The sequence below is a fragment of the Mesorhizobium sp. B2-5-3 genome (genome assembly GCF_006441005.1).
Classification (GTDB): domain Bacteria; phylum Pseudomonadota; class Alphaproteobacteria; order Rhizobiales; family Rhizobiaceae; genus Mesorhizobium.
The window spans coordinates 243,305-262,458 of the sequence record NZ_VFUS01000002.1; the positions used below are offsets into that span (position 1 = coordinate 243,305).

At 64.4% G+C, this 19,154-nt stretch carries 21 protein-coding genes; 13 read left to right on the forward strand and 8 right to left on the reverse strand.

The features are described 5' to 3' along the window. The first annotated feature begins 38 nt into the window (after positions 1-38). Together FJ867_RS05765 and FJ867_RS05770 are read left to right on the forward strand one after the other, a co-directional pair. Positions 39-1,028, forward strand: coding sequence for a BMP family ABC transporter substrate-binding protein (locus tag FJ867_RS05765; protein ID WP_140496350.1), 990 nt, complete (start codon positions 39-41; stop codon positions 1,026-1,028). Positions 1,029-1,158: 130 nt separating this feature from the next. Then, complete coding sequence (locus FJ867_RS05770; protein ID WP_224706064.1) at positions 1,159-1,599, forward strand: GNAT family N-acetyltransferase; 441 nt, start codon at positions 1,159-1,161, stop codon at positions 1,597-1,599. On the opposite strand, the gene FJ867_RS05775 is transcribed toward FJ867_RS05770, so the two are convergent. Beyond that, positions 1,594-1,971 carry a hypothetical protein gene (locus FJ867_RS05775; RefSeq protein WP_140686060.1) on the reverse strand — a complete coding sequence of 126 codons (378 nt, stop codon included), beginning with the start codon at positions 1,969-1,971 and terminating at the stop codon, positions 1,594-1,596. The genes FJ867_RS05770 and FJ867_RS05775 overlap by 6 nt on opposite strands. A 17-nt stretch (positions 1,972-1,988) precedes the next feature. Continuing rightward, positions 1,989-2,198 (reverse strand): SlyX family protein, encoded by a 210-nt coding sequence (locus tag FJ867_RS05780; RefSeq protein WP_140513732.1) that lies wholly within the window; start codon positions 2,196-2,198, stop codon positions 1,989-1,991. Positions 2,199-2,411: 213 nt separating this feature from the next. Between FJ867_RS05780 and FJ867_RS05785 the strand changes: the two genes are divergently transcribed. The 6 genes from FJ867_RS05785 (at position 2,412) to deoA (ending at position 8,632) form a co-directional block, all read left to right on the forward strand. Then, positions 2,412-3,944, forward strand: coding sequence for an ABC transporter ATP-binding protein (locus tag FJ867_RS05785; protein ID WP_140657428.1), 1,533 nt, complete (start codon positions 2,412-2,414; stop codon positions 3,942-3,944). Further along, complete coding sequence (locus FJ867_RS05790) at positions 3,941-5,080, forward strand: ABC transporter permease (protein ID WP_140513733.1); 1,140 nt, start codon at positions 3,941-3,943, stop codon at positions 5,078-5,080. The genes FJ867_RS05785 and FJ867_RS05790 overlap by 4 nt, the downstream gene beginning before the upstream one ends. Beyond that, complete coding sequence (locus tag FJ867_RS05795; protein WP_140657308.1) at positions 5,081-6,052, forward strand: ABC transporter permease; 972 nt, start codon at positions 5,081-5,083, stop codon at positions 6,050-6,052. It abuts the gene before it with no gap. Between the two features lie 65 nt (positions 6,053-6,117). Then, positions 6,118-6,510, forward strand: a complete 393-nt coding sequence (cdd, locus tag FJ867_RS05800; RefSeq protein WP_140522725.1) for a cytidine deaminase — start codon at positions 6,118-6,120, stop codon at positions 6,508-6,510. Next, positions 6,507-7,313, forward strand: coding sequence for a purine-nucleoside phosphorylase (locus FJ867_RS05805; protein WP_140657306.1), 807 nt, complete (start codon positions 6,507-6,509; stop codon positions 7,311-7,313). The genes cdd and FJ867_RS05805 overlap by 4 nt, the downstream gene beginning before the upstream one ends. Next, positions 7,313-8,632, forward strand: a complete 1,320-nt coding sequence (gene deoA / locus FJ867_RS05810; protein WP_140657304.1) for a thymidine phosphorylase — start codon at positions 7,313-7,315, stop codon at positions 8,630-8,632. The genes FJ867_RS05805 and deoA overlap by 1 nt, the downstream gene beginning before the upstream one ends. Before the next feature lie 30 nt (positions 8,633-8,662). Here the strand turns inward: deoA and FJ867_RS05815 are convergent, their stop codons facing one another. From FJ867_RS05815 to FJ867_RS05825, 3 genes are all read right to left on the reverse strand, one after another. Continuing rightward, positions 8,663-9,226: a TIGR02281 family clan AA aspartic protease gene (locus FJ867_RS05815; protein WP_140496364.1), complete on the reverse strand. Its 564-nt coding sequence runs from the start codon at positions 9,224-9,226 to the stop codon at positions 8,663-8,665. A gap of 186 nt (positions 9,227-9,412) precedes the next feature. Then, a complete protein-coding gene (gene upp, locus FJ867_RS05820) occupies positions 9,413-10,042 on the reverse strand; it encodes a uracil phosphoribosyltransferase (protein WP_140496366.1) in 630 nt (209 codons plus the stop codon). 130 nt (positions 10,043-10,172) lie between these two features. Then, on the reverse strand, positions 10,173-11,147 hold the full coding sequence (locus tag FJ867_RS05825; protein WP_140513737.1) for an adenosine deaminase: 975 nt from the start codon (positions 11,145-11,147) through the stop codon (positions 10,173-10,175). Positions 11,148-11,280: 133 nt separating this feature from the next. Here FJ867_RS05825 and ubiE point away from each other — a divergent pair, with 133 nt between their 5' ends. From ubiE to coaBC, 3 genes are all read left to right on the forward strand, one after another. Further along, the gene (gene ubiE, locus FJ867_RS05830; protein WP_140816772.1) at positions 11,281-12,057 is read left to right on the forward strand and encodes a bifunctional demethylmenaquinone methyltransferase/2-methoxy-6-polyprenyl-1,4-benzoquinol methylase UbiE; all 777 of its coding nucleotides are present in this window, start codon (positions 11,281-11,283) and stop codon (positions 12,055-12,057) included. 13 nt (positions 12,058-12,070) lie between these two features. Next, on the forward strand, positions 12,071-13,645 hold the full coding sequence (gene ubiB / locus FJ867_RS05835) for a 2-polyprenylphenol 6-hydroxylase (protein WP_140556481.1): 1,575 nt from the start codon (positions 12,071-12,073) through the stop codon (positions 13,643-13,645). A gap of 85 nt (positions 13,646-13,730) precedes the next feature. Continuing rightward, entirely contained in the window at positions 13,731-15,203 is a 1,473-nt protein-coding gene (gene coaBC / locus FJ867_RS05840; protein WP_210242305.1) for a bifunctional phosphopantothenoylcysteine decarboxylase/phosphopantothenate--cysteine ligase CoaBC, read from the forward strand. A 71-nt stretch (positions 15,204-15,274) separates the two neighbouring features. Here the strand turns inward: coaBC and FJ867_RS05845 are convergent, their stop codons facing one another. Continuing rightward, the gene (locus FJ867_RS05845; RefSeq protein ID WP_140816773.1) at positions 15,275-15,850 is read right to left on the reverse strand and encodes an invasion associated locus B family protein; all 576 of its coding nucleotides are present in this window, start codon (positions 15,848-15,850) and stop codon (positions 15,275-15,277) included. Positions 15,851-16,216: 366 nt separating this feature from the next. Between FJ867_RS05845 and FJ867_RS05850 the strand changes: the two genes are divergently transcribed. Next, the gene (locus FJ867_RS05850; protein ID WP_224557047.1) at positions 16,217-16,495 is read left to right on the forward strand and encodes a hypothetical protein; all 279 of its coding nucleotides are present in this window, start codon (positions 16,217-16,219) and stop codon (positions 16,493-16,495) included. 123 nt (positions 16,496-16,618) lie between these two features. Beyond that, positions 16,619-17,095: an NUDIX hydrolase gene (locus FJ867_RS05855; protein ID WP_140496381.1), complete on the forward strand. Its 477-nt coding sequence runs from the start codon at positions 16,619-16,621 to the stop codon at positions 17,093-17,095. 5 nt (positions 17,096-17,100) lie between these two features. Here FJ867_RS05855 and FJ867_RS05860 read toward each other — a convergent pair whose 3' ends face one another. Together FJ867_RS05860 and FJ867_RS05865 are read right to left on the reverse strand one after the other, a co-directional pair. Beyond that, complete coding sequence (locus tag FJ867_RS05860) at positions 17,101-17,946, reverse strand: citryl-CoA lyase (RefSeq protein WP_140560259.1); 846 nt, start codon at positions 17,944-17,946, stop codon at positions 17,101-17,103. Positions 17,947-17,962: 16 nt separating this feature from the next. After that, complete coding sequence (locus FJ867_RS05865) at positions 17,963-19,147, reverse strand: CoA transferase (protein WP_140522488.1); 1,185 nt, start codon at positions 19,145-19,147, stop codon at positions 17,963-17,965. Positions 19,148-19,154: the final 7 nt, after the last annotated feature.

Sequence of the window (19,154 nt, forward strand, 5' to 3'; positions counted from 1 at the left end):
GCGTAACGGAAAAAAATAACCGACAGGGTGTGGATCAAATGAAACGTATCGTTCTCGGCCTTCTGGCCGCAACTGCAATGGTTCTTCCGGCTTTCGCCGCGGATGTGCAGCCGGCCATCCTTTATGATCTCGGCGGCAAGTTCGACAAATCCTTCAACGAGGCGGCCTACCATGGCGCCGAAAAGTTCAAGACAGAGACCGGCGTCCCCTATGTCGAGTTCGAGGTCTCCAACGCTTCGCAACGCGAGCAGGCGTTGCGCCGCTTCGCCGAGGACGGCCACAACCCGATCGTCATGGCCGGCTTCGCCTGGGAGGATGCGCTGAAGAAGGTCGCGACCGAATATCCCGATCTCAACTTCGCCATCATCGACGATGCCGTCGACCTGCCCAATGTCCGCTCGCTCGTATTCAAGGAGAATGAAGGCTCCTATCTCGTCGGCATCATGGCGGCGATGGCCTCCAAGACGAAGAAGGTGAGCTTCGTCGGCGGCATGGACATTCCGTTGATCCGCAAGTTCGAATGCGGCTATGTCGGCGGCGCCAAATCGGCAGGCGCGACCGACGTCATCCAGAACATGACCGGCGACACGCCGGCCGCCTGGAACGACCCGGCCAAGGGCGGCGAGATCGCCAAGACGCAGATCGACCAGGGTTCCGACGTGGTCTATGCGGCCGCCGGCGGCACCGGCGTCGGTGTGCTGCAGGCGGCGGCTGATGCCGGCAAGCTCGGCATCGGCGTCGATTCCAACCAGAACGGCCTCCAGCCCGGCAAGGTTCTGACCTCGATGCTGAAGCGCGTGGATGTTGCCGTCTACACCGCCTTCATGGACGGCAAGAACGGCACCTTCAAGGGCGGCGTCGAAAATCTCGGCCTCAAGGAAGGCGGCGTCGACTACGCCATGGACGACAACAACAAGGCGCTGGTGACCGACGAGATGAAGGCGGCGGTCGAGAAGGCCAAGGCCGACATCATCGCCGGCAAGGTCGAGGTGCACGACTACACCGCCGACAACGCCTGCCCGTATTGATCTGCCAAACCGACTGCAAACCGCCGGGCATCGTCCCGGCGGTTTTGTTTTGGAAGTCGCTGCCGGGTAGACGCAGACGTCTCGCAAGAAACACGACCCCAGGCCAATGGTGCAGTTGACAGTCGAACCCATGAACGAACGTGACATTGCAGCGGTGGCGCGATTGCGCGTTGCCGCCTTTTTCACGGGCACCGGACGAACGCCGGACGACGACGTGGCCGGACTTCGTAAACTGCTGCACGGCGACGGCTTCGAAACGGCGTTCGTGGCCCGGATCGGCGACGTGCCGGTCGGGACCTGCCTGCTGGTCCGCGACGAACTCGAACCGGCGCATGATCTGACACCATGGCTGGCCGGCCTGGCCATCGCTCCCGAGCACCAGAACCGAGGGATCGGCACTGCGCTGGTCAGGGCAATTGAAGCTCATGCCACATCGCTCGGCGTGGAGGCGCTTTATCTCTACACGTGGGAGGCGCGCGATTTCTACATGAGGCTTGGTTGGAGGGTCGTCGAGCCGTTCAGGCAGAACGGGGAACCGATGGCGCTGATGTCGCGCCAATGTGGGCTATAGCTTTCCCGCCAGATAACCCAGCGCGAAAGCCACGACCAGTCCAATGGCGACCGCAAGTCCGCGCCGGCCGCCGAGAGAAAAAAAGCCGAAATCATGCGGCTTGGCGGGGCCCCGGATCACCGGTTTAGCGTCCTCAAGGCCGACAGCGCGCATCTGCGGCAAGTCGCCGATGCGCTGCGTGATCTGCCGCCAGCGCTCCGCGCCACCGGCGGATTCGGCGCGGTCGAAAATATGCATGCGCTCGGCAAGCTGGACCACCGCATCGCGAAAGGCGGGGTCGACCTCCAGATCGCGCTCGGCCCGTTCGCGCTCTGCATCGTTCATCAGGCCAAGCACGTAGTCGCCGGCTCTTGCGATGCGATCGCTGGCCATCGCTCGGCTTCCCTCCCCTACCAGTGCGGCGGCTTGGTCACCGGCACGTCGGGTGCCGCCTGTTCCTCCAGCGCCAGGAAGCGGTCGGTCAGCGCGTCGAGCTTGCGCTGCATGCGCTCGATCACCTTCCACTGCTCGGCGATCTGGCCGGACAGCTCCTCGATGGTCTTCTCCTGCTCGGCGGAGCGGATCTCCAGCGTCGTCAGCCGGTCGGCGGGCATGGTCATGCAAAGTCCTCAGGTGTCGCGCGCAGTGTCAAATCGGCTTGCCATATTAGCGAATATGAGAGCTTCGGCCACGTTCGAAATTGACAAGCGCGCCGGGATTTGTCGAGAGTGGACGCTGCTCCGGCCAATTGGCACGGGCGGAGCGTCATGCTAGGCATTTTGACCAAGCGATAAAAAAATAAGAGTGGGACAGGCTGCATGGCGCATGCCGCGATTGAACTGGCCGCAATCGAACTGATTGGCATCAACAAGAGCTTTGGCGCCGTGCGCGCCAACCGCGACATCAACCTGGAAATCGCGCGCGGCACCATCCACGGCATCGTCGGCGAGAACGGCGCCGGCAAGTCGACGCTGATGTCGATTCTGTATGGCTTCTACCAGGCCGACAGCGGCGAGATCCGCGTCGGCGGCAAGCCGGCATCGATAAGCACGCCCAACGATGCGATCGCGCTCGGCATCGGCATGGTGCACCAGCATTTCATGCTGGTCGACAATTTCTCGGTCCTGGAGAACGTCATCCTGGGCGCCGAAAGCGACGCCTTGCTGAAGAAAAGCATCGCCAAGGCGCGTTCCGAACTGGAGCGGCTGGAGCGTGAATACGGCCTCGAGGTCGATCCCGACGCCATCGTCGAGGAATTGCCGGTCGGCCTGCAGCAGCGCGTCGAGATCCTCAAGGCGCTCTATCGCGGCGCCGAGATCCTGATCCTCGACGAGCCGACGGGCGTGCTGACGCCGGCCGAGGCCGACCACCTCTTCCGCATCCTCAAGCAATTGAAGGAGCAGGGAAAGACGGTGGTGCTGATCACCCACAAATTGCGCGAGATCATGGCCATCACCGACACGGTTTCGGTGATGCGCCAGGGCACGATGGTGGCGACCAGGGAAACGAAGAAGACCACCGTCGCGGAACTGGCCGAGCTGATGGTCGGGCGCCGCGTGCTCTTGCGGGTGGAGAAGGGCGAAGCGGAAGCCGGCGCGGTAAAACTCGCGGTCAAGAACCTGACGGTCAAGGATTCCCGCGGCGTCACCATGGTCGACGACATCTCCTTCGACCTGCGCGCCGGCGAGATCGTCGGCATCGCCGGTGTCGCCGGCAACGGCCAGTCCGAACTGCTCGAGGCGATCTCCGGCATCAGGCACGCCGTTTCCGGTTCGGTGATGCTCGAGGGCAAGCCGATCGATCTCACCGGCAAGGCCGATCCCGGCGAACTGCGCGACCGCGGCCTCGCCCATGTGCCTGAGGATCGCCATCATGTCGGGCTGGTGCTGGCCTTCGAGGAGAACGAGAATTCCATCCTCGGCTACCATGACGATCCCCGCTACCTCAGAGGACCCTTCCTCAACATCGATGCCATCGTTGCCGATGCCAAGGACAAGATCGAGAAATACGACATCCGCCCCGGCAATCCACGGCTGAAGACCGCCAACTTCTCCGGCGGCAACCAGCAGAAGATCGTGCTCGCGCGCGAAATCGAACAGGACCCCGGCGTTCTCATCGTCGGCCAGCCGACGCGCGGCGTCGACGTCGGCGCCATCGAGTTCATCCACAAGCGCCTGATCGCCATGCGCGAGCAGGGCAAGGCCGTGCTGGTCGTGTCGGTCGAGCTCGATGAGATCCGCTCGCTCTCGGACCGCATCCTGGTCATGTTTGCCGGCCGCATCGTCGGCGAACGCGGGCCGGAGGCGAGCGAGGGCGAGCTCGGCCTGCTGATGGCGGGTGTTGAGCGCCAGGAGGCGGCGCAATGAGCACGCCCTATGCCAAATTGCCGGCCTGGGCCGACTATGGGCTGATCCCGCTGATCAATCTGTCTGTGGCCTTCATCGTCGCGGGCTTCGTCGTGCTTCTGGTCGGCGAGAACCCGTTCCGTGCCGCCGTCATCCTGGTCGAGGGCGCCTTCGGCAAGGGAACAGGTATCGCCTTTACCCTCTTCTATGCCACCACCTTCATCTTCACCGGACTGTCGGTGGCGGTAGCAGCGCATTGCGGCCTGTTCAACATCGGCACCGAGGGGCAGGCCTACATCGCCGGCCTCGGCATCGCCATCGTCTGTCTTTCCTTCGACAGCGTGCTGCCATGGTGGCTGACATTTCCGCTGGCCATCGTGGCTTCGGCCGCCGTGGGCGCCTTGTGGGCGCTGATCCCCGCCTATCTGCAGGCCAGGCGCGGCTCGCACATCGTCATCACCACCATCATGTTCAACTTCATCGCTGCTTCGATCATGGTATACCTGCTGGTCGGCCCGTTGAAACCGGCAGCCTCGCAGGCGCCGCAGACGCGCAACTTCCTGGCGGGCGCGGAATTGCCGAAACTCAACTGGGTCATCGAGCTGTTCGGCGCCAAGATCCGGTCGGCGCCGCTCAACATCTCCTTCCTGCTCGCGCTGCTCATGGCCTTCCTGGTCTGGCTGCTGATCTGGCGCACCAAGCTCGGCTATGAGATGCGCACCTACGGCCACAGTCCAAAGGCGGCGCGCTATGCCGGCATTTCCGAAACCCGCATCATCATCACCGCCATGATGATCTCGGGCGCGCTCGCCGGCATGATGGCGCTCAATCCGGTGATGGGCGACCAGCACAATGTCGCGATCGACTTCGTCAGCGGCGCCGGTTTCGTCGGCATCGCCGTGGCGCTGATGGGTCGCCTGCACCCTGTCGGCATCGTGCTGGCGGCCATCCTGTTTGGCATGCTCTACCAGGGCGGCGCCGAACTCGCCTTCGAGATGCCTGCGATCAGCCGCGACATGATCGTGATCATTCAAGGGTTGGTCATCCTGTTCGCCGGTGCGCTCGAACACATGTTCAGGCCTTACATCCAGGCGCTGTTCGCCTCGCTCAGCCCGAGGTCGGTCGGCATGGAAGCGGTCAAGGGAAAAGGCGCCTGAATGGACACCTTCAACGCCATCGTCCAGACGCTGGATTCCACCATCCGCCTCTCGGTGCCGCTGCTGCTCGCCTGCCTGGCCGGCCTCTATTCGGAACGCGCCGGCATCTTCGACATCGGCCTCGAAGGCAAGATGCTGGTCGGCGCCTTCGCCGGTGCGGCGGCCGCGTCGGTCTTCCATTCCGCCTTCCTCGGACTGGGCATGGCGATCCTGATCTCGGTCGCGTTCGCGATGATCCACGGCTTTGCCTCGATCACCCATCGCGGCAACCAGATCGTTTCCGGCGTGGCGATCAACTTCATCGCCGCCGGCTCGACCATTATCCTCGGCCAGGCCTGGTTCCAGCAAGGCGGGCGCACGCCGGCGCTGCAACCAGCCGAGCGGTTCGAAGCCATTATCTGGCCCGGCGCCGAGGCCGTCCGAGGCGTGCCGGTCCTCGGGCCGATCTACGCGGAACTGATCTCCGGCCACTCGATACTGGTCTATCTCGCCTTCGCGATGGTGCCTTTCACCTGGTGGGTGCTGTTTCGCACGCGCTTTGGGCTGCGGCTGCGCGCGGTCGGCGAAAACCCGGCCGCCGTGGACACCGCCGGCATCTCGGTCGCCTGGCTGCGCTACAGGGCGCTGATCTGCACCGGCATCCTGACCGGCGTCGCCGGCGCCTATCTGTCGATGGTGCAGAATGGCGGCTTCGTGAAGGACATGACCGCCGGCAAGGGCTACATCGCGCTGGCCGCATTGATCTTTGCCAAGTGGAAGCCGGTCAACGCCATGTTCGCCTGCCTGCTGTTCGGCTTCCTCGACGCCCTGTCGATCCGCCTGCAAGGCTCGCCGCTGCCGCTCATCGGCAAGGTGCCGGTGCAGTTCATGCAGGCCCTGCCCTATATTCTCACCGTCATCCTGCTCGCCGGTTTCATCGGCAAGGCGATCCCGCCGCGCGCCGGCGGCGTGCCTTATGTCAAGGAACGCTGAGGATCGAGGGCGCGACGCAAAAGGCGCGCCGGCTTATGGACAAGATCATCGGAGAGAACACTGAAATGTCGCATGAATTGTTCGAAGCGGCGAAGGCTGCCATGGCCAAGGCTTATGCCCCCTATTCGAAATTTCCGGTCGGTGCCGCACTTCGCACCGAGGACGGGCGCGTCTTCACGGGCGCCAATATCGAGGTCGCTTCCTATCCGGAAGGCTGGTGCGCCGAGACGACGGCGCTCGGCCATTACATCATGGGCGGCGGCGGCAAGATCATGGAAATCGCCGTCCTTGCCGAGCGCATGGCCAAATGCTCGCCTTGCGGCGGCTGCCGGCAGCGGCTGGCCGAATTCTGCCGTCCGGAAACGAAACTCTATCTCTGCGACAATGCGGGCGTCGCCGAAACCGTGACCATGGGCGACATGCTGCCTTACGGCTTTCGCGGCGACATGCTGAAATGAAGGAAGCGCTCGACCATCTGATCGAACGGCTGGACGGCCTGGCGCCGACCACGGCGCTGGTGCTGGGTTCTGGCCTGGGAGGGCTGGTCAGCCAGGTCGAGAACCCGATCCGTGTCTCCTATGCCGATCTGTCCGGCTTTCCCAGAAGCGGCGTTTCCGGGCATGCCGGAGAGGTGGTGGTCGGGCTGTTTGCCGGCACGCCGGTGCTGATGCTGTCGGGCCGCGCCCACTATTACGAGCACGGCAACGCGGCGGCGATGCGGCCGGTGCTGGAGGTGCTTGCCGGCACCGGCATCACCAAGCTGATCCTCACCAATGCCGCCGGCTCGGTCGATCCGGAGATGGGGCCGGGTTCGGTGATGCTGATATCGGACCACATCAATTTCTCCGGCACCAACCCGCTGATCGGCGAGCCGAGCGACCGCCGTTTCGTCGGCCTGACCGAAGCCTACGATGCCGGCATCCGCAAGGCGATCGAACAGGCGGCAAAGGCGACCGGCACGGCGCTGCACAAGGGCGTCTACATGTGGTTCTCCGGCCCGTGCTTCGAAACGCCGGCCGAGATCCGCATGGCGCGCATCATGGGTGCCAACGCGGTCGGCATGTCGACCGTGCCGGAAGTCATCCTTGCCCGCTTCCTTGGCCTGCGTGTCGCCGCCTGCTCGATCATCACCAATCTTGCCGCCGGCATGACCGGAGCCGAGCTTTCGCACCAGGAGACCAAGGATATGGCCCCGGTCGGCGGCGCGCGGCTGGCGACGATCCTGAAGCGTGTGTTCCGCGACGGACTGTTGGAGAACTGATGCTTCCGCAGGAAATCATCCGCTACAAGCGCGACGGCCACAGACTGCCGGCGCGCGAAATCGCCGACTTCATCGCTGGCGTAACCGATGGCGCCGTCACCGATGGCCAGGTCGCGGCTTTCGCCATGGCGGTGTTCTTCAACGGCATGGGCCGCGACGAGGCCGTGGCGTTGACATTGGCCATGCGCGATTCCGGCGACGTGCTCGACTGGTCGGACCTGCCCGGCCCGGTCACGGACAAACATTCGACAGGCGGCGTCGGCGACAACGTCTCGCTGATGCTGGCGCCGATCGTCGCTGCCTGCGGCGCTTATGTGCCGATGATATCCGGCCGCGGCCTCGGCCACACCGGCGGCACGCTGGATAAAATGGATTCCATCCCCGGCTACGCCAGCCAGCCCGACATCACGCTGTTTCGCAAGGCGGTGCTGGAGGCGGGTTGCGCCATCATCGGCCAGACCGCGGACCTCGCGCCGGCCGACCGCCGGCTCTATGCCATCCGTGACGTGACCGGAACCGTGGAGTCGGTGCCGCTGATCACCGCCTCGATCCTGTCGAAGAAACTGGCGGCAGGCCTGGGGTCGCTGGTGCTCGACGTCAAGGTCGGCAATGGCGCCTTCATGGAGAAGTCGCGCGACGCGACGGCGCTCGCCAACAGCCTGGTCGAAGTCGCAAGCGGCGCCGGATTAAAAGTTTCGGCGTTGATCACCGGCATGAACGAACCGCTGGCCTCGGCCGCCGGCAATGCGGTCGAGGTGCGCAACGCCGTCGATTTCCTGACCGGCCGCCTTCGCGACCGGCGCCTGGAGGATGTGACACTGGCGCTCGCCGCCGAAATGCTGCAGGCGGCGGGTCTGGTGCCGTCCAACCAAGACGGCATGCGGCGGGCCACCGAAACGCTTGCCAGCGGCCGCGCCGCCGCCACCTTCGCGCGCATGGTGACGGTGCTCGGCGGCCCCGCCGATTTCATCGACAAGCCGGAACGATATTTGCCCGTTGCGCCAACGGAACACGCGGTGAGAGCGATCGCGGACGGCTTCGTCACCGGCATTGCCACGCGTGATATCGGCCTTGCCGTGGTCGGGCTGGGCGGCGGCCGCACCCGGCCAGACGACAAGGTCGACCCGGCGGTCGGCATCACCAGGCTGTTGCCGGTCGGCGCCGAGGTTCGAGCTGGCGAGCCGCTGGCGCTGGTCCATGCCCGCTCGGTGTCCGACGCCGAAGCCGCGGCGGCAACGGTGCTTTCGGCCTATGCGATCGGCGCTTCCAAGCCGCCTGCCGACAAGTCGGTCATCCGGCGCATCCTGCCGCGTGGCTGATATGACCCAGCCCCGAACGGCCGTGCCCGCTCACTGGACAAGAAGCAGCGTGCCGTTTTCGGCCTGATATTTGCCCAGCCGATTGAGAAAGCTCATGCCGATCAAATTGGTGTGCAGCGCCTTGTCGTCGAGCACGATAGCCTGCACGTCGTTGACGGTGATGCTGCCGATCTGCAAGCGGTCGATCATCACCACCGCCGCCTTGATCGTGCCGTTGGCCGTGTTGACCTCATGACTGAAATCCGACGGGTTCAGCGACAATCCGATCCTGCGCGCCGTCGAGGTGTTGACGGCGACCAGTGTCGCTCCGGTATCGATCATGCCGTCGATCTGGCGTCCGTTCAGTTTGAAGGCCGACGAGAAATGCCCTCGCGCGTCGGCCGTGACGACAACCTTGCGGCCCATCGGCAACGGCGCCACCGGCTTGTCGGGAGCCGCTGCCAAGGCGACCTCCGGACGGGCGTCGGCCGCTGGCTTGGCCGTCACCGCCGTTTTCAGCAGGCTTTCGAACATCTGCGGATTCGACTGATAGACAATCGGGATGGATGCCGATGTACCGGCAAAGACGCTGAGGATAAGTAGCTTGCGCAGCATGGATCGGCCCCGACGCATGACCCCGAAAATCGGGATCGATTTCGGAAAGGATCACGCGCAAATCAAAGTGCCGCAGCGTCCGACAGGACGCACGGCGGTGTCGTGAAGGCCGATCCTTAACGCCGGGATGGTGTTTGCCGTTTTAACGCCGCTCGAAACCGCGCCGTTGCGTAAACTTTCGGTAAATCACTTTGTCCCGTACATGCGGTCGCCGGCGTCGCCGAGGCCGGGCATGATGTAGCCCTTCTCGTTGAGCTGGCGATCGATGGAAGCCGTGAAGACGGGAACGTCGGGATGTGCCTTGGTGAAGCGCTCGATGCCTTCGGGCGCCGCCAGCAGGCACAGAAAGCGGATGTTGGTGGCGCCGCGCCCCTTCAGCTTGTCGATCGCCGCGATGGCGGAATTGGCGGTGGCCAGCATCGGATCGACGACGATGACCAGCCGGTCGGCAAGGTCGCTCGGCGCCTTGAAGAAATATTCGACCGCCTCCAGCGTCTCATGGTCGCGATAGAGGCCGATATGGGCGACGCGGGCCGCCGGAACCAGGTCGAGCAGGCCTTCGAGCAAGCCATTGCCGGCGCGCAGCACCGAGGCGAAGACCAGCTTCTTGCCTTCCAGCGTCGGCGCCTCCATCGTTTCGATCGGCGTTTCGATGGTCGTCGTCGTGAGTTCGAGATTGCGTGTCACCTCATAGCCGAGCAGCAGCGAGATCTCGCGCAGCAGCCGCCGGAAACCGGCCGTCGATGTCTCCTTCTTGCGCATGATGCTCAGCTTGTGCTGGACAAGCGGGTGGTCGACGACGGTGACGCCCTTCATGATGTGCTCCGACGTGGTTCGTGGTGAGTAGCCAATAGTGAGTAGTGAATAGTGAGCCGATTTGCGAGTCCCGATGCGCGCTCCGCCAAACTGCTCACTGCTGGCCACTCCCTGTCCACCCAGCCTTCATTCACCTGGCCTTCGCATCCAGCCGGCTGAGCAGCGTTGCCTTGGTCTTCCTGTCGACGAAAGCGGCCTCGATGGCCGTTCGGGTAACGGCCGCCAGCGCCTTCTCGTTCATCGAGAAATACTCGGCCGCAATGTCGTATTCGCGTTTCAGCGAGGTCCAGAAATAGGGCGGATCATCCGAGTTGAGCGTCACCTTGCAGCCGGCCGCTAGCAGGGCGGGGAACGGGTGGGCGGCGAAACTGTCGAACACTTTCAACGCAATGTTGGAGCCGGGACAGCATTCCAGCACCACGCCCTCATCGGCGATGCGCCGGACAAGATCGGGGTTTTCGATGGCGCGCACGCCATGGCCGATGCGCGACGGGCGGATGTGATCGAGCGCCGCCTGGACCGTCTCCCACCCCGTCAGTTCGCCTGCGTGGACGGTAATGCCGAGCCCGGCCTCGCGGGCGATTTCGAATGCCCTGACGTAGTCCTCCATCTCGCCGACCCTCTCGTCGCCGGCGACACCGAAGCCGGTTACCAGCGGATGTCCGCAGCGCGCGGCAAAGCGCGCTGCCTGCTCGATGGACTCGACGCCGGCATGGCGCACGCCGGTGACGATCATGCGGCCCTCGATGCCGGTCTTGGCCTTGGCGCGGGCCATGCCTTCGCCGAGCGCGTCAGTATAGGCCTTGGGCGACAGGCCCGCCTTCATGGCATGATCCGGCGAGGTGAAGACCTCTGAGTAGATGGCGCCGTCACGAGCCAGGCTGGTCAGATAATGGTCAGCCAGCCGCGCATAGTCTTCCTCGGTCCGGAACAGGTCGGAGGCGAAATCATAGGCGGCGAGAAAAGAGGTGAAATCGTGCCAGACGAAAGAGCCGTTCTGGATATAGGGCGAGATGTCCTTGCCGTATTTCTGCGCCTGTCGGATGACGAGTTCCGGTGCCGCTGCCCCTTCGATGTGGCAGTGCAGTTCCGCTTTCAAAGGCATTCAAACATCCCGTCGGTCAGTCCAGGTCTCGAAACCCGCCACCTGGAAGCGCGGCCGAACACCGCGCCTTAAACAATAGCGCCCGCACCATCGATCGGCTATGGTCCCGCCGGTTTTATGACGGATCAAAAAAATGTCAGTTGAGAGAACCACGGCCGCCGGCGGCATGGAAACCTCCTATGGTTTCAAGCGTGTAGGGGCAGGCGACAAGCAGCCCCTGGTCAACGATGTTTTCCACAAGGTCGCCAACCGCTACGATCTGATGAACGACCTGATGTCGGGCGGCCTGCACCGGCTGTGGAAGGACGCCATGGTAGCCTGGCTCAATCCGCCGAAGCGGCCGGGCTGGCGCGTGCTCGATGTCGCCGGCGGCACCGGCGACATCGCCTTTCGCATCGTCGATGCCAGCCATGGGCATGCTCATGCCACCGTGCTCGACATCAACGGCTCGATGCTCGCCGTCGGTCGCGACAGGGCGCAAAAGAAAGGCATGTCCGGCAACACCGACTTCGTCGAAGCCAATGCCGAGGAACTGCCGTTCGCGGACGCCACCTTCGACGCCTACACCATCGCTTTCGGCATCCGCAACGTCCCCAGGATCGACGTCGCTCTCAGCGAAGCGTTGCGCGTGCTGAAGCCGGGCGGGCGGTTCCTGTGCCTGGAATTTTCCGAGGTCGAGATGCCGTTGCTCGACAGGGTCTATGAGGCCTGGTCGTTCAAGGCCATTCCGAAGATCGGCAAGGCCGTCACCGGCGACGGCGAGCCTTATTCCTATCTGGTCGAGTCGATCGCGAAATTCCCCAACCAGGCGAATTTTGCTTCCATGATAACCCGCGCGGGCTTCGATCGGGTCTCGTTCCGCAACTATTCCGGCGGCATCGCCGCGCTTCATTCGGGCTGGAAACTTTGAGGCAGGCCCGGGCATGAGCACCGTCAGCGCTGGATTTCGGCTCATGCGGGCCGGCTGGGTGCTTGTGCGCGAGGGCGTCGTCGCCGCTTTGCCCGGCGAGGAACTGTCCGGCCTGCCGAAATTGGGCTGGCGGCTGGCGCGGCTGTTTACCCGCCGCCGCGCGCTCGCCTATGAGCGCAGCGATCGGCTGGCCAAGGCGGTGGTCCGGCTCGGGCCGTCCTATGTCAAGCTGGGCCAGTTTCTGGCGACACGACCCGATGTCGTCGGCAACGACATGGCGCTCGATCTCGCCATGCTGCAGGACAAGATGCACACCTTCCCGACGGCCGAGGCGGTGGCGGCCATCGAGGGCTCGCTCGGGCGCAAGCTCGGCGACCTCTACACGCAGTTCGGCGACCCGGTCGCCGCGGCCTCCATCGCCCAGGTCCATGCCGCTGAAACCGTCGATGGCGGCGTCGCCAGGAAGGTAGCGGTCAAGGTGATCCGGCCGGGCGTGCGCCGCCGCTTCTTCCAGGATCTCGAAAGCTATTTCCTCGCCGCCCGCCTGCAGGAGAAATACATCCCCTCCTCACGCCGGCTGCGGCCTGTGGAGGTGACCGAGACGCTGGCGCAGACCACCAAGATCGAGATGGACCTGCGCCTCGAGGCGGCCGCGCTTTCCGAACTTGGTCAAAGCACCAGGGAGGATCCGGGCTTTCGCGTCCCTTCCGTCGACTGGGAGCGCACTGGCCGCGACGTGCTGACCATGGAATGGGTCGACGGCATCAAGATGAACGACATCGCCGGACTCGCCGCCGCTGGACACGATCTGAGGGCAATCGCGGCCAACCTCATCCAGTCGTTCTTGCGCCATACGCTGCGCGACGGCTTCTTTCACGCCGACATGCATCCGGGCAACCTGTTCGTCGAGGCTGATGGCACGATCGTCGCGGTCGATCTCGGCATTGCCGGCAGGCTCGGCAAGAAGGAGCGCCGGTTCCTCGCCGAAATCCTCTACGGCTTCATCACGCGCGACTACCTGCGCGTCGCCGAGGTTCATTTCGAGGCCGGTTACGTGCCGCGCCAGCACAATGTCGCGGCCTTCGCCCAGGCGATCCGCGCCATTGGCGAGCCGATCCATGGCCAGCCGGCCGAGACCATTTCCATGGCCAAGCTTCTGACGCTGCTGTTCGAGGTGACCGAACTCTTCGACATGGCGACACGGCCCGAACTGATCCTCCTGCAGAAAACCATGGTGGTGGTCGAGGGCGTGGCGCGCACGCTCGATCCGGCCTTCAACATGTGGAAGACCGCCGAACCCGTGGTCAGCGGCTGGATATCAGGAAATCTCGGGCCAAGCGGCCTGCTGGCCGACGCCCGCGACGGCGGCAAGGCGATGCTGACGCTGATCCGCCAAGCCCCCGAGTTGGCAGCGCGAACCGAGCGGCTGTCGCGCGAGATCGACCTGATGGCCGAGCATGGCCTGCGCTTCGACGAGGCGACGGCCCGTGCCATCGGCAAGGCCGAAGCGCGCTACAACCGCTCCGGCCGCGTGGCGCTTTGGGTGATAGCTCTTACGCTGGTCTATATCGCCTGGAAGCTTCTTTAGCCTCGCCCCATTCGAAGCGTGGCTTGCGGCAATTTGATTGCATTGCTATCATTGCTAACGGACAGGACGAGCAGAGTGCAATCACATGGCCAGCATCACGATCCGCAACCTCGACGATGAGGTCAAGGAACTGCTGCGTCTGTTGGCAGCGGAAAACGATCGCTCCATGGAAGAACAGGCGCGGGTGATGATCCGTGCCGCTGTCGACGGTCAGATCGGCCCCGTTGGCCGCCTCGATCAGATCGAGAAAGCCCTCAACCAACTGGCGAGTTCGCAAGGCACTCCGATTCCGGTGCCAACTCCGGTGGGCAAGGGCCTGCCGCGGAGTAGCCTCTCCGGCAAGCGCATCTTGCTCATCATCGGCGGCGGCATCGCCGCCTACAAGGCACTCGACCTGATCCGCCGTCTGCGTGAAAGGGGTGCGGCGGTGCGCGTGGTCATGACGTCGGCTGCGCGGGAATTCGTCACCACGCTGTCGGCCGGTGCGCTCTCGGCAGACCATGTCTTTACCGATCTCTTCGATCGCAATGACGAGCACGATGTCGGCCATATCAGGCTGTCGCGCGAGGCCGATCTGCTGGTCGTGGCGCCCGCCACCGCCGACCTGATGGCCAAGCTCGCCAACGGCCACGCCAATGATCTTGCCTCCACCGTGCTCCTGGCCACCGACAAACCGGTGTTGATGGCGCCGGCCATGAACCCCAGAATGTGGGCGCATCCGGCGACGCGGCGCAACCGTGCGGCGCTGCACAAGGATGGCATCACCTTTGTTGGCCCCGCCAAAGGCGAGATGGCCGAGAGCAACGAGGCTGGCGAAGGCCGCATGGCCGAGCCGCTGGAGATCGTCGCCGCCATCGAGGCGCTGCTTGATACCGGATCCAAGCCGCTGGCCGGCAAGAAGATCATCGTCACGTCAGGCCCGACGCACGAGCCGATCGACCCCGTTCGCTACATCGCCAACCGATCGTCGGGAAAGCAGGGCCATGCCATAGCGGCGGCATTGGCCAGGCTCGGCGCCGACGTGAGGCTGGTCTCCGGTCCCGTCAGCATCGCCGATCCGGCTGGTGTGAAAACCATCCACGTCGAGCGGGCGCAGGAAATGCGCGATGCCGTGGAACAGCTTCTACCGGCCGATGCGGCGGTATTCGTCGCCGCCGTCGCCGATTGGCGCACCGACAGCCCAGCTGGCGAGAAGATCAAGAAAGCGCCGGGCGAAGGCCCGCCGGTGCTGCGCATGATCGAGAACCCCGACATCCTTGCGGGCGTCGGGCATCACAAGCAGCGGCCGGCGCTGGTGGTCGGCTTCGCCGCCGAGACGCAGGACCTTTTGCGCAACGCCGAAGCCAAGCTGAGGAAGAAGGGCGCCGACTTCATTGTCGCCAACGACGTGTCGCAGACCAGCGGCGTCGGCCCATCCGGTGTGATGGGCGGCGACCGCAACCGTGTTCGCATCGTCTCGAAGACCGGCGTCGAGGAATGGCCCGAGATGAGCAAGGACGAAGTGGCGACCCGGCTCGCCACCCTGATCGCGGAACGGCTGAAAACGACCGCAGCGTGACGAGCTGGACCGTCGGAATTCCTAAAACAAAGGCTTAGCGCAAGCTAGCGATTCTGTCGAACGCTGAACCGCTAGTCGGCAAGAAGCTCGGCCGTCCGGGCAAGCGCACTTCCGAAGCCATTGAGCGGGATGGAGAAGCTAACCGCTTGCCCCGTATCCGCCGCGAAGGCATCGACCTTCAAGGTGGTGCCCGCCTTGAGCACGGGGACGACGTTGGCATCGAACGCCACCGGCACCAGGCAGCCGACGGCTTGGCAAGTGTTGAACTGCAGACTGCCGTCCAGCTTCTGGTCGTCGATCGTCAGGGTGACGCCCTTGGCGAGCGCCAGGCCGAACGGCAAAGCGAGCGTACCGGTCGCGTCTTCGCCCGTCCTGCTCGACAGCTCTATCGCCAGCAGACGCTGGTTGCTTTGCTTGTTGAACTGCTGGTGTGACAGGCTGCATGCCTTGGCCGCGCCCGATATCTGGCAGTTGACCGCCCAGTCGCCATGGGTTTCGGACAGGGCCGATGCGCCGCCGGGCAACTGTGGCTGGTTGGCGGCGGGCGCGGCCGCCGCTTTGTCGCCTTTTGTCTGCGCCGCCGCGGCCGGCAGACCGGCGATGCAGGCAGCCGCCAGCATCGCCAGCAGATACGCATGCTTCCTCATAAGGACCCCTTTTGCCCGGCTCCATCCCTGAGCCAGCTGGATGCTGACCGTGAGGACGCACTGTCGGCGTTCTGTTTGACCGTTTCCTCGAAGGCGCCGTTGCATCCGACGGACATGCCGACGCCGTTGACGCCATGGAATTCGAGGCCAGCGTCAACCCGATAGAGCGGTGAATCGACCGCTTCCGTCAAGTGCGATGCGGGCGGCGGGGCAGATTCTCCTCCGCCGCGAAGGGGGCGCGATCACGCGATTTCCTGTTAATCGGCACTCTGGCGTGGCACGAGGGGACAAACGCACTATATGTAGAGTGAATTTTGTTTGTGCGGGAATGAGCAGATGTTGGCGCTTCGGCCATCAACGGTTTTCATGACGGCGGCATTGGCAGCCTCGACGCTGGCGGGCATCTGCCTGCCTGCTTCCGCGCAGGTGCTCATTCCCTCCGTCGACAACAACGCGTTGATCCAGCAGAACGATCTGCAGGCCTTGCAAAACCGTGTCCAGCGGCAGCAGTTTCAGCAACAGCAGCAACAGAATCGGGCTCAGGACCGGGTGATCGTGCAACAGCCGCCGCCCATCGTGCCGCGGGTCAGGCCGAACTGCCAGACCCAGATAATCGGCAACACCGCCGTAAGCACCTGCCGCTGAGGCGGGCTTCCCTTTTATTTAGCCGACTTACATGGTAGGGGCGTTCCGGTGCCCTTGCGGCAGTTTGGGTTTTGCAACGACACCGCGTCACGGTATGGGCACTGCACCGACTGGATTTTACGAATGGCAGCCACCAAGAAAAAGGCCGTGCGCAAGGCCAAGAAGGGCGAGACGATCCGCCAGGTCGCGGCTATCCCTTTTCGGCTGGACCAGCGCGGCGACATCGAGGTGATGCTGGTCACCTCGCGCACCACCAGGCGCTTCATCGTACCCAAGGGCTGGCCGATGAAAGGCAAGAGCGGACGCAAGGCGGCCACCATCGAGGCGCAGGAAGAAGCGGGCGTGCTCGGCAAGACCCTGAAGCAGCCAGCGGGCACCTATTCCTATTGGAAGCGGCTGGCCAACCGGTTCGTGCGCGTCGATGTCATCGTCTATCTGTTGGAAGTAACGCAAGAGCTCGCCGACTGGCAGGAAGCCAAACGGCGGCAACGGGCCTGGCTGGCGCCGGCCGATGCGGCCATGCTCATCGACGAACCCGAACTTTCGACGCTGGTAAGGACCTTGAAGCTTCCCCAGCCGGCACAAATCGGCCCTACGTAAAGGCCTCACGCCCCGGCGCCGTCCTCTTCGGGGAGCGGTCGCACTGGCGTCCCGGCATAGGCCCACAGCCATTCGCGTGGCAGCGGACCTTTGTTCCGCTCGGCTTGCTGGGATTGTTCCCAGGCATGCGCCAGGATGCCGACCGAGCGCGACAGCACGAAAAGCCCCCGCGTTAGCGGTGGCGGAAAGCCGAGCTCGCCGTAAATGACGGCGGTCGCGCCATCGATGTTGAGCGGTATCTTTTTGCCCTTGCGCCGCGCGACCTCCGCCTCGATCGCCTCGGCGATATCGGCGAAGCGGCCATGGATCACGCCGCGCGCGGCAAACTCCCGAGTCAGTTCCATCAGGCGCGGCGCGCGCGGGTCGACCGGATGGAAGCGATGGCCCAGCCCCGGCACGTAGCCCTTTTCCCCGGCAAAGAACCGGTCAAGCCGCCCCGAGACAGCCTCTTTCAGCGTCGTGCCGCCATCGAGCGCCGCGGCAATGTCGCCATAGAAGGCAAGCGCCTGCTCGCCGGCGCCGCCATGGACGTCGCCAAGCACGTTGATGGCCGAAGCCATGGCGCTGTTGATGCCGACACCGCAGGTCGCCGCCATGCGGGCGATAGCGATCGACGGCGCCTGCGGCCCGTGGTCGACTGCGGCGCCCAGCGCAATGCCGAGCAGCGCGGCCTGTTCCTCGCTGGGCAATTCGCCGCGCAGCATCAGCCAGATGACAGCCGGGAAGCTGACGCGGCCGATCAGGTCCTGGATTTCATAGCCGCGCAGCCGGATGACGCCCGGCCGCATTTCGATGATGCCGGTCTGCCACCACTCCTCTGCACGCTCGCGGCCCGTCTTTTGCTCACTCATATCGTCTTTTGCTCGTTCATGTGAGTGCCTTTGTCTTCGCTCGGGGCGACAGGCCGGCGAAAACTTCGTCCATGTGCTCGCCCAGGGCCGGTGGCGGGGAGGCCGGCAATGGAGCCGTACCATCGACCATGAAGCCGCCGCGCAGAACCGTCAGCGGTCTCTCCATGTCAGCCACGCCGTCGAAAGCCCTGGTCATCTGGCGCTCCAGCACCTGCGGTTCGGCCAGCACTTGCGGGATCGTCAGCACCCTGCCCGCCGGCACCCCGGCGCGGTTCAGTTTTTCTTCCCACGCAGCCGCCGGGCCATTCGCCAGGGCCCCCTCGATCTCGATCTTCAGCGCCGCACGGTTCCGCTTGCGCGTCTCGCGCTCGGCAAAGCGTGGATCCGACGCCAGCTCCGGCCGTTCGATAAGCCGGCAAAGCGTTACGAACTGCTCCTGCTTGTTGGCGGCGATGTTGAGCAGACCGTCGCCGGTGCGAAAGGCGCCCGACGGTGCCGCCGTCATGTTCTCATTGCCCATCGGCTTGGGATCGACCCCGGCCGTCAGATAGTTGGAAACCGGCCAGCCAAGCGCCGACAATGTGCATTCAAGCATCGACACGTCGAGAAAAGCACCCTCGCCGCTCGTCTTCTGCCTTACCAGCGCCGAGACGATGGCGAAGGCCCCGACCAGTCCGCCCAGCGTGTCGGCGACGGGATAGCCGACCCGCAAGGGTGCCGTCTCCGGCGTGCCGGTGATGCTCATAATGCCCGAAAGGCCCTGGATGATCTGGTCATAGGCCGGATTGTCGCGCATCGGCCCGGTCTGGCCAAAGCCCGATATCGCGCAGTAGACAAGGCTGGGGCGAACCGCCTTCAGCGCCTCGTAACCGAGGCCAAGCCGGTCCATGACGCCGGGGCGGAAGTTTTCCACCAGCGCATCGGCGCTGGCGACCAGGTCGAGGAAGCGTTCGCGCTCGGCTTCCTTCTTGAGGTCGAGCACGACGGAGCGTTTGCCGGCATTCTGAGCCAGGAACGAAGCTCCCATGCCGGCCTGGTTGAGTTCCGGCGAACCGCCGAGCTGTCGCGCCAGGTCGCCGCCTTGCGGCGCCTCGACCTTGATGACGTCGGCGCCGAGCAGCGCCAACTGGTAGGCGCAGTAGGGCCCGGCCAGGACGTTGGTCAGGTCGAGCACGCGAATGCCGGAAAGCAGGTCTGTCATGTCACTT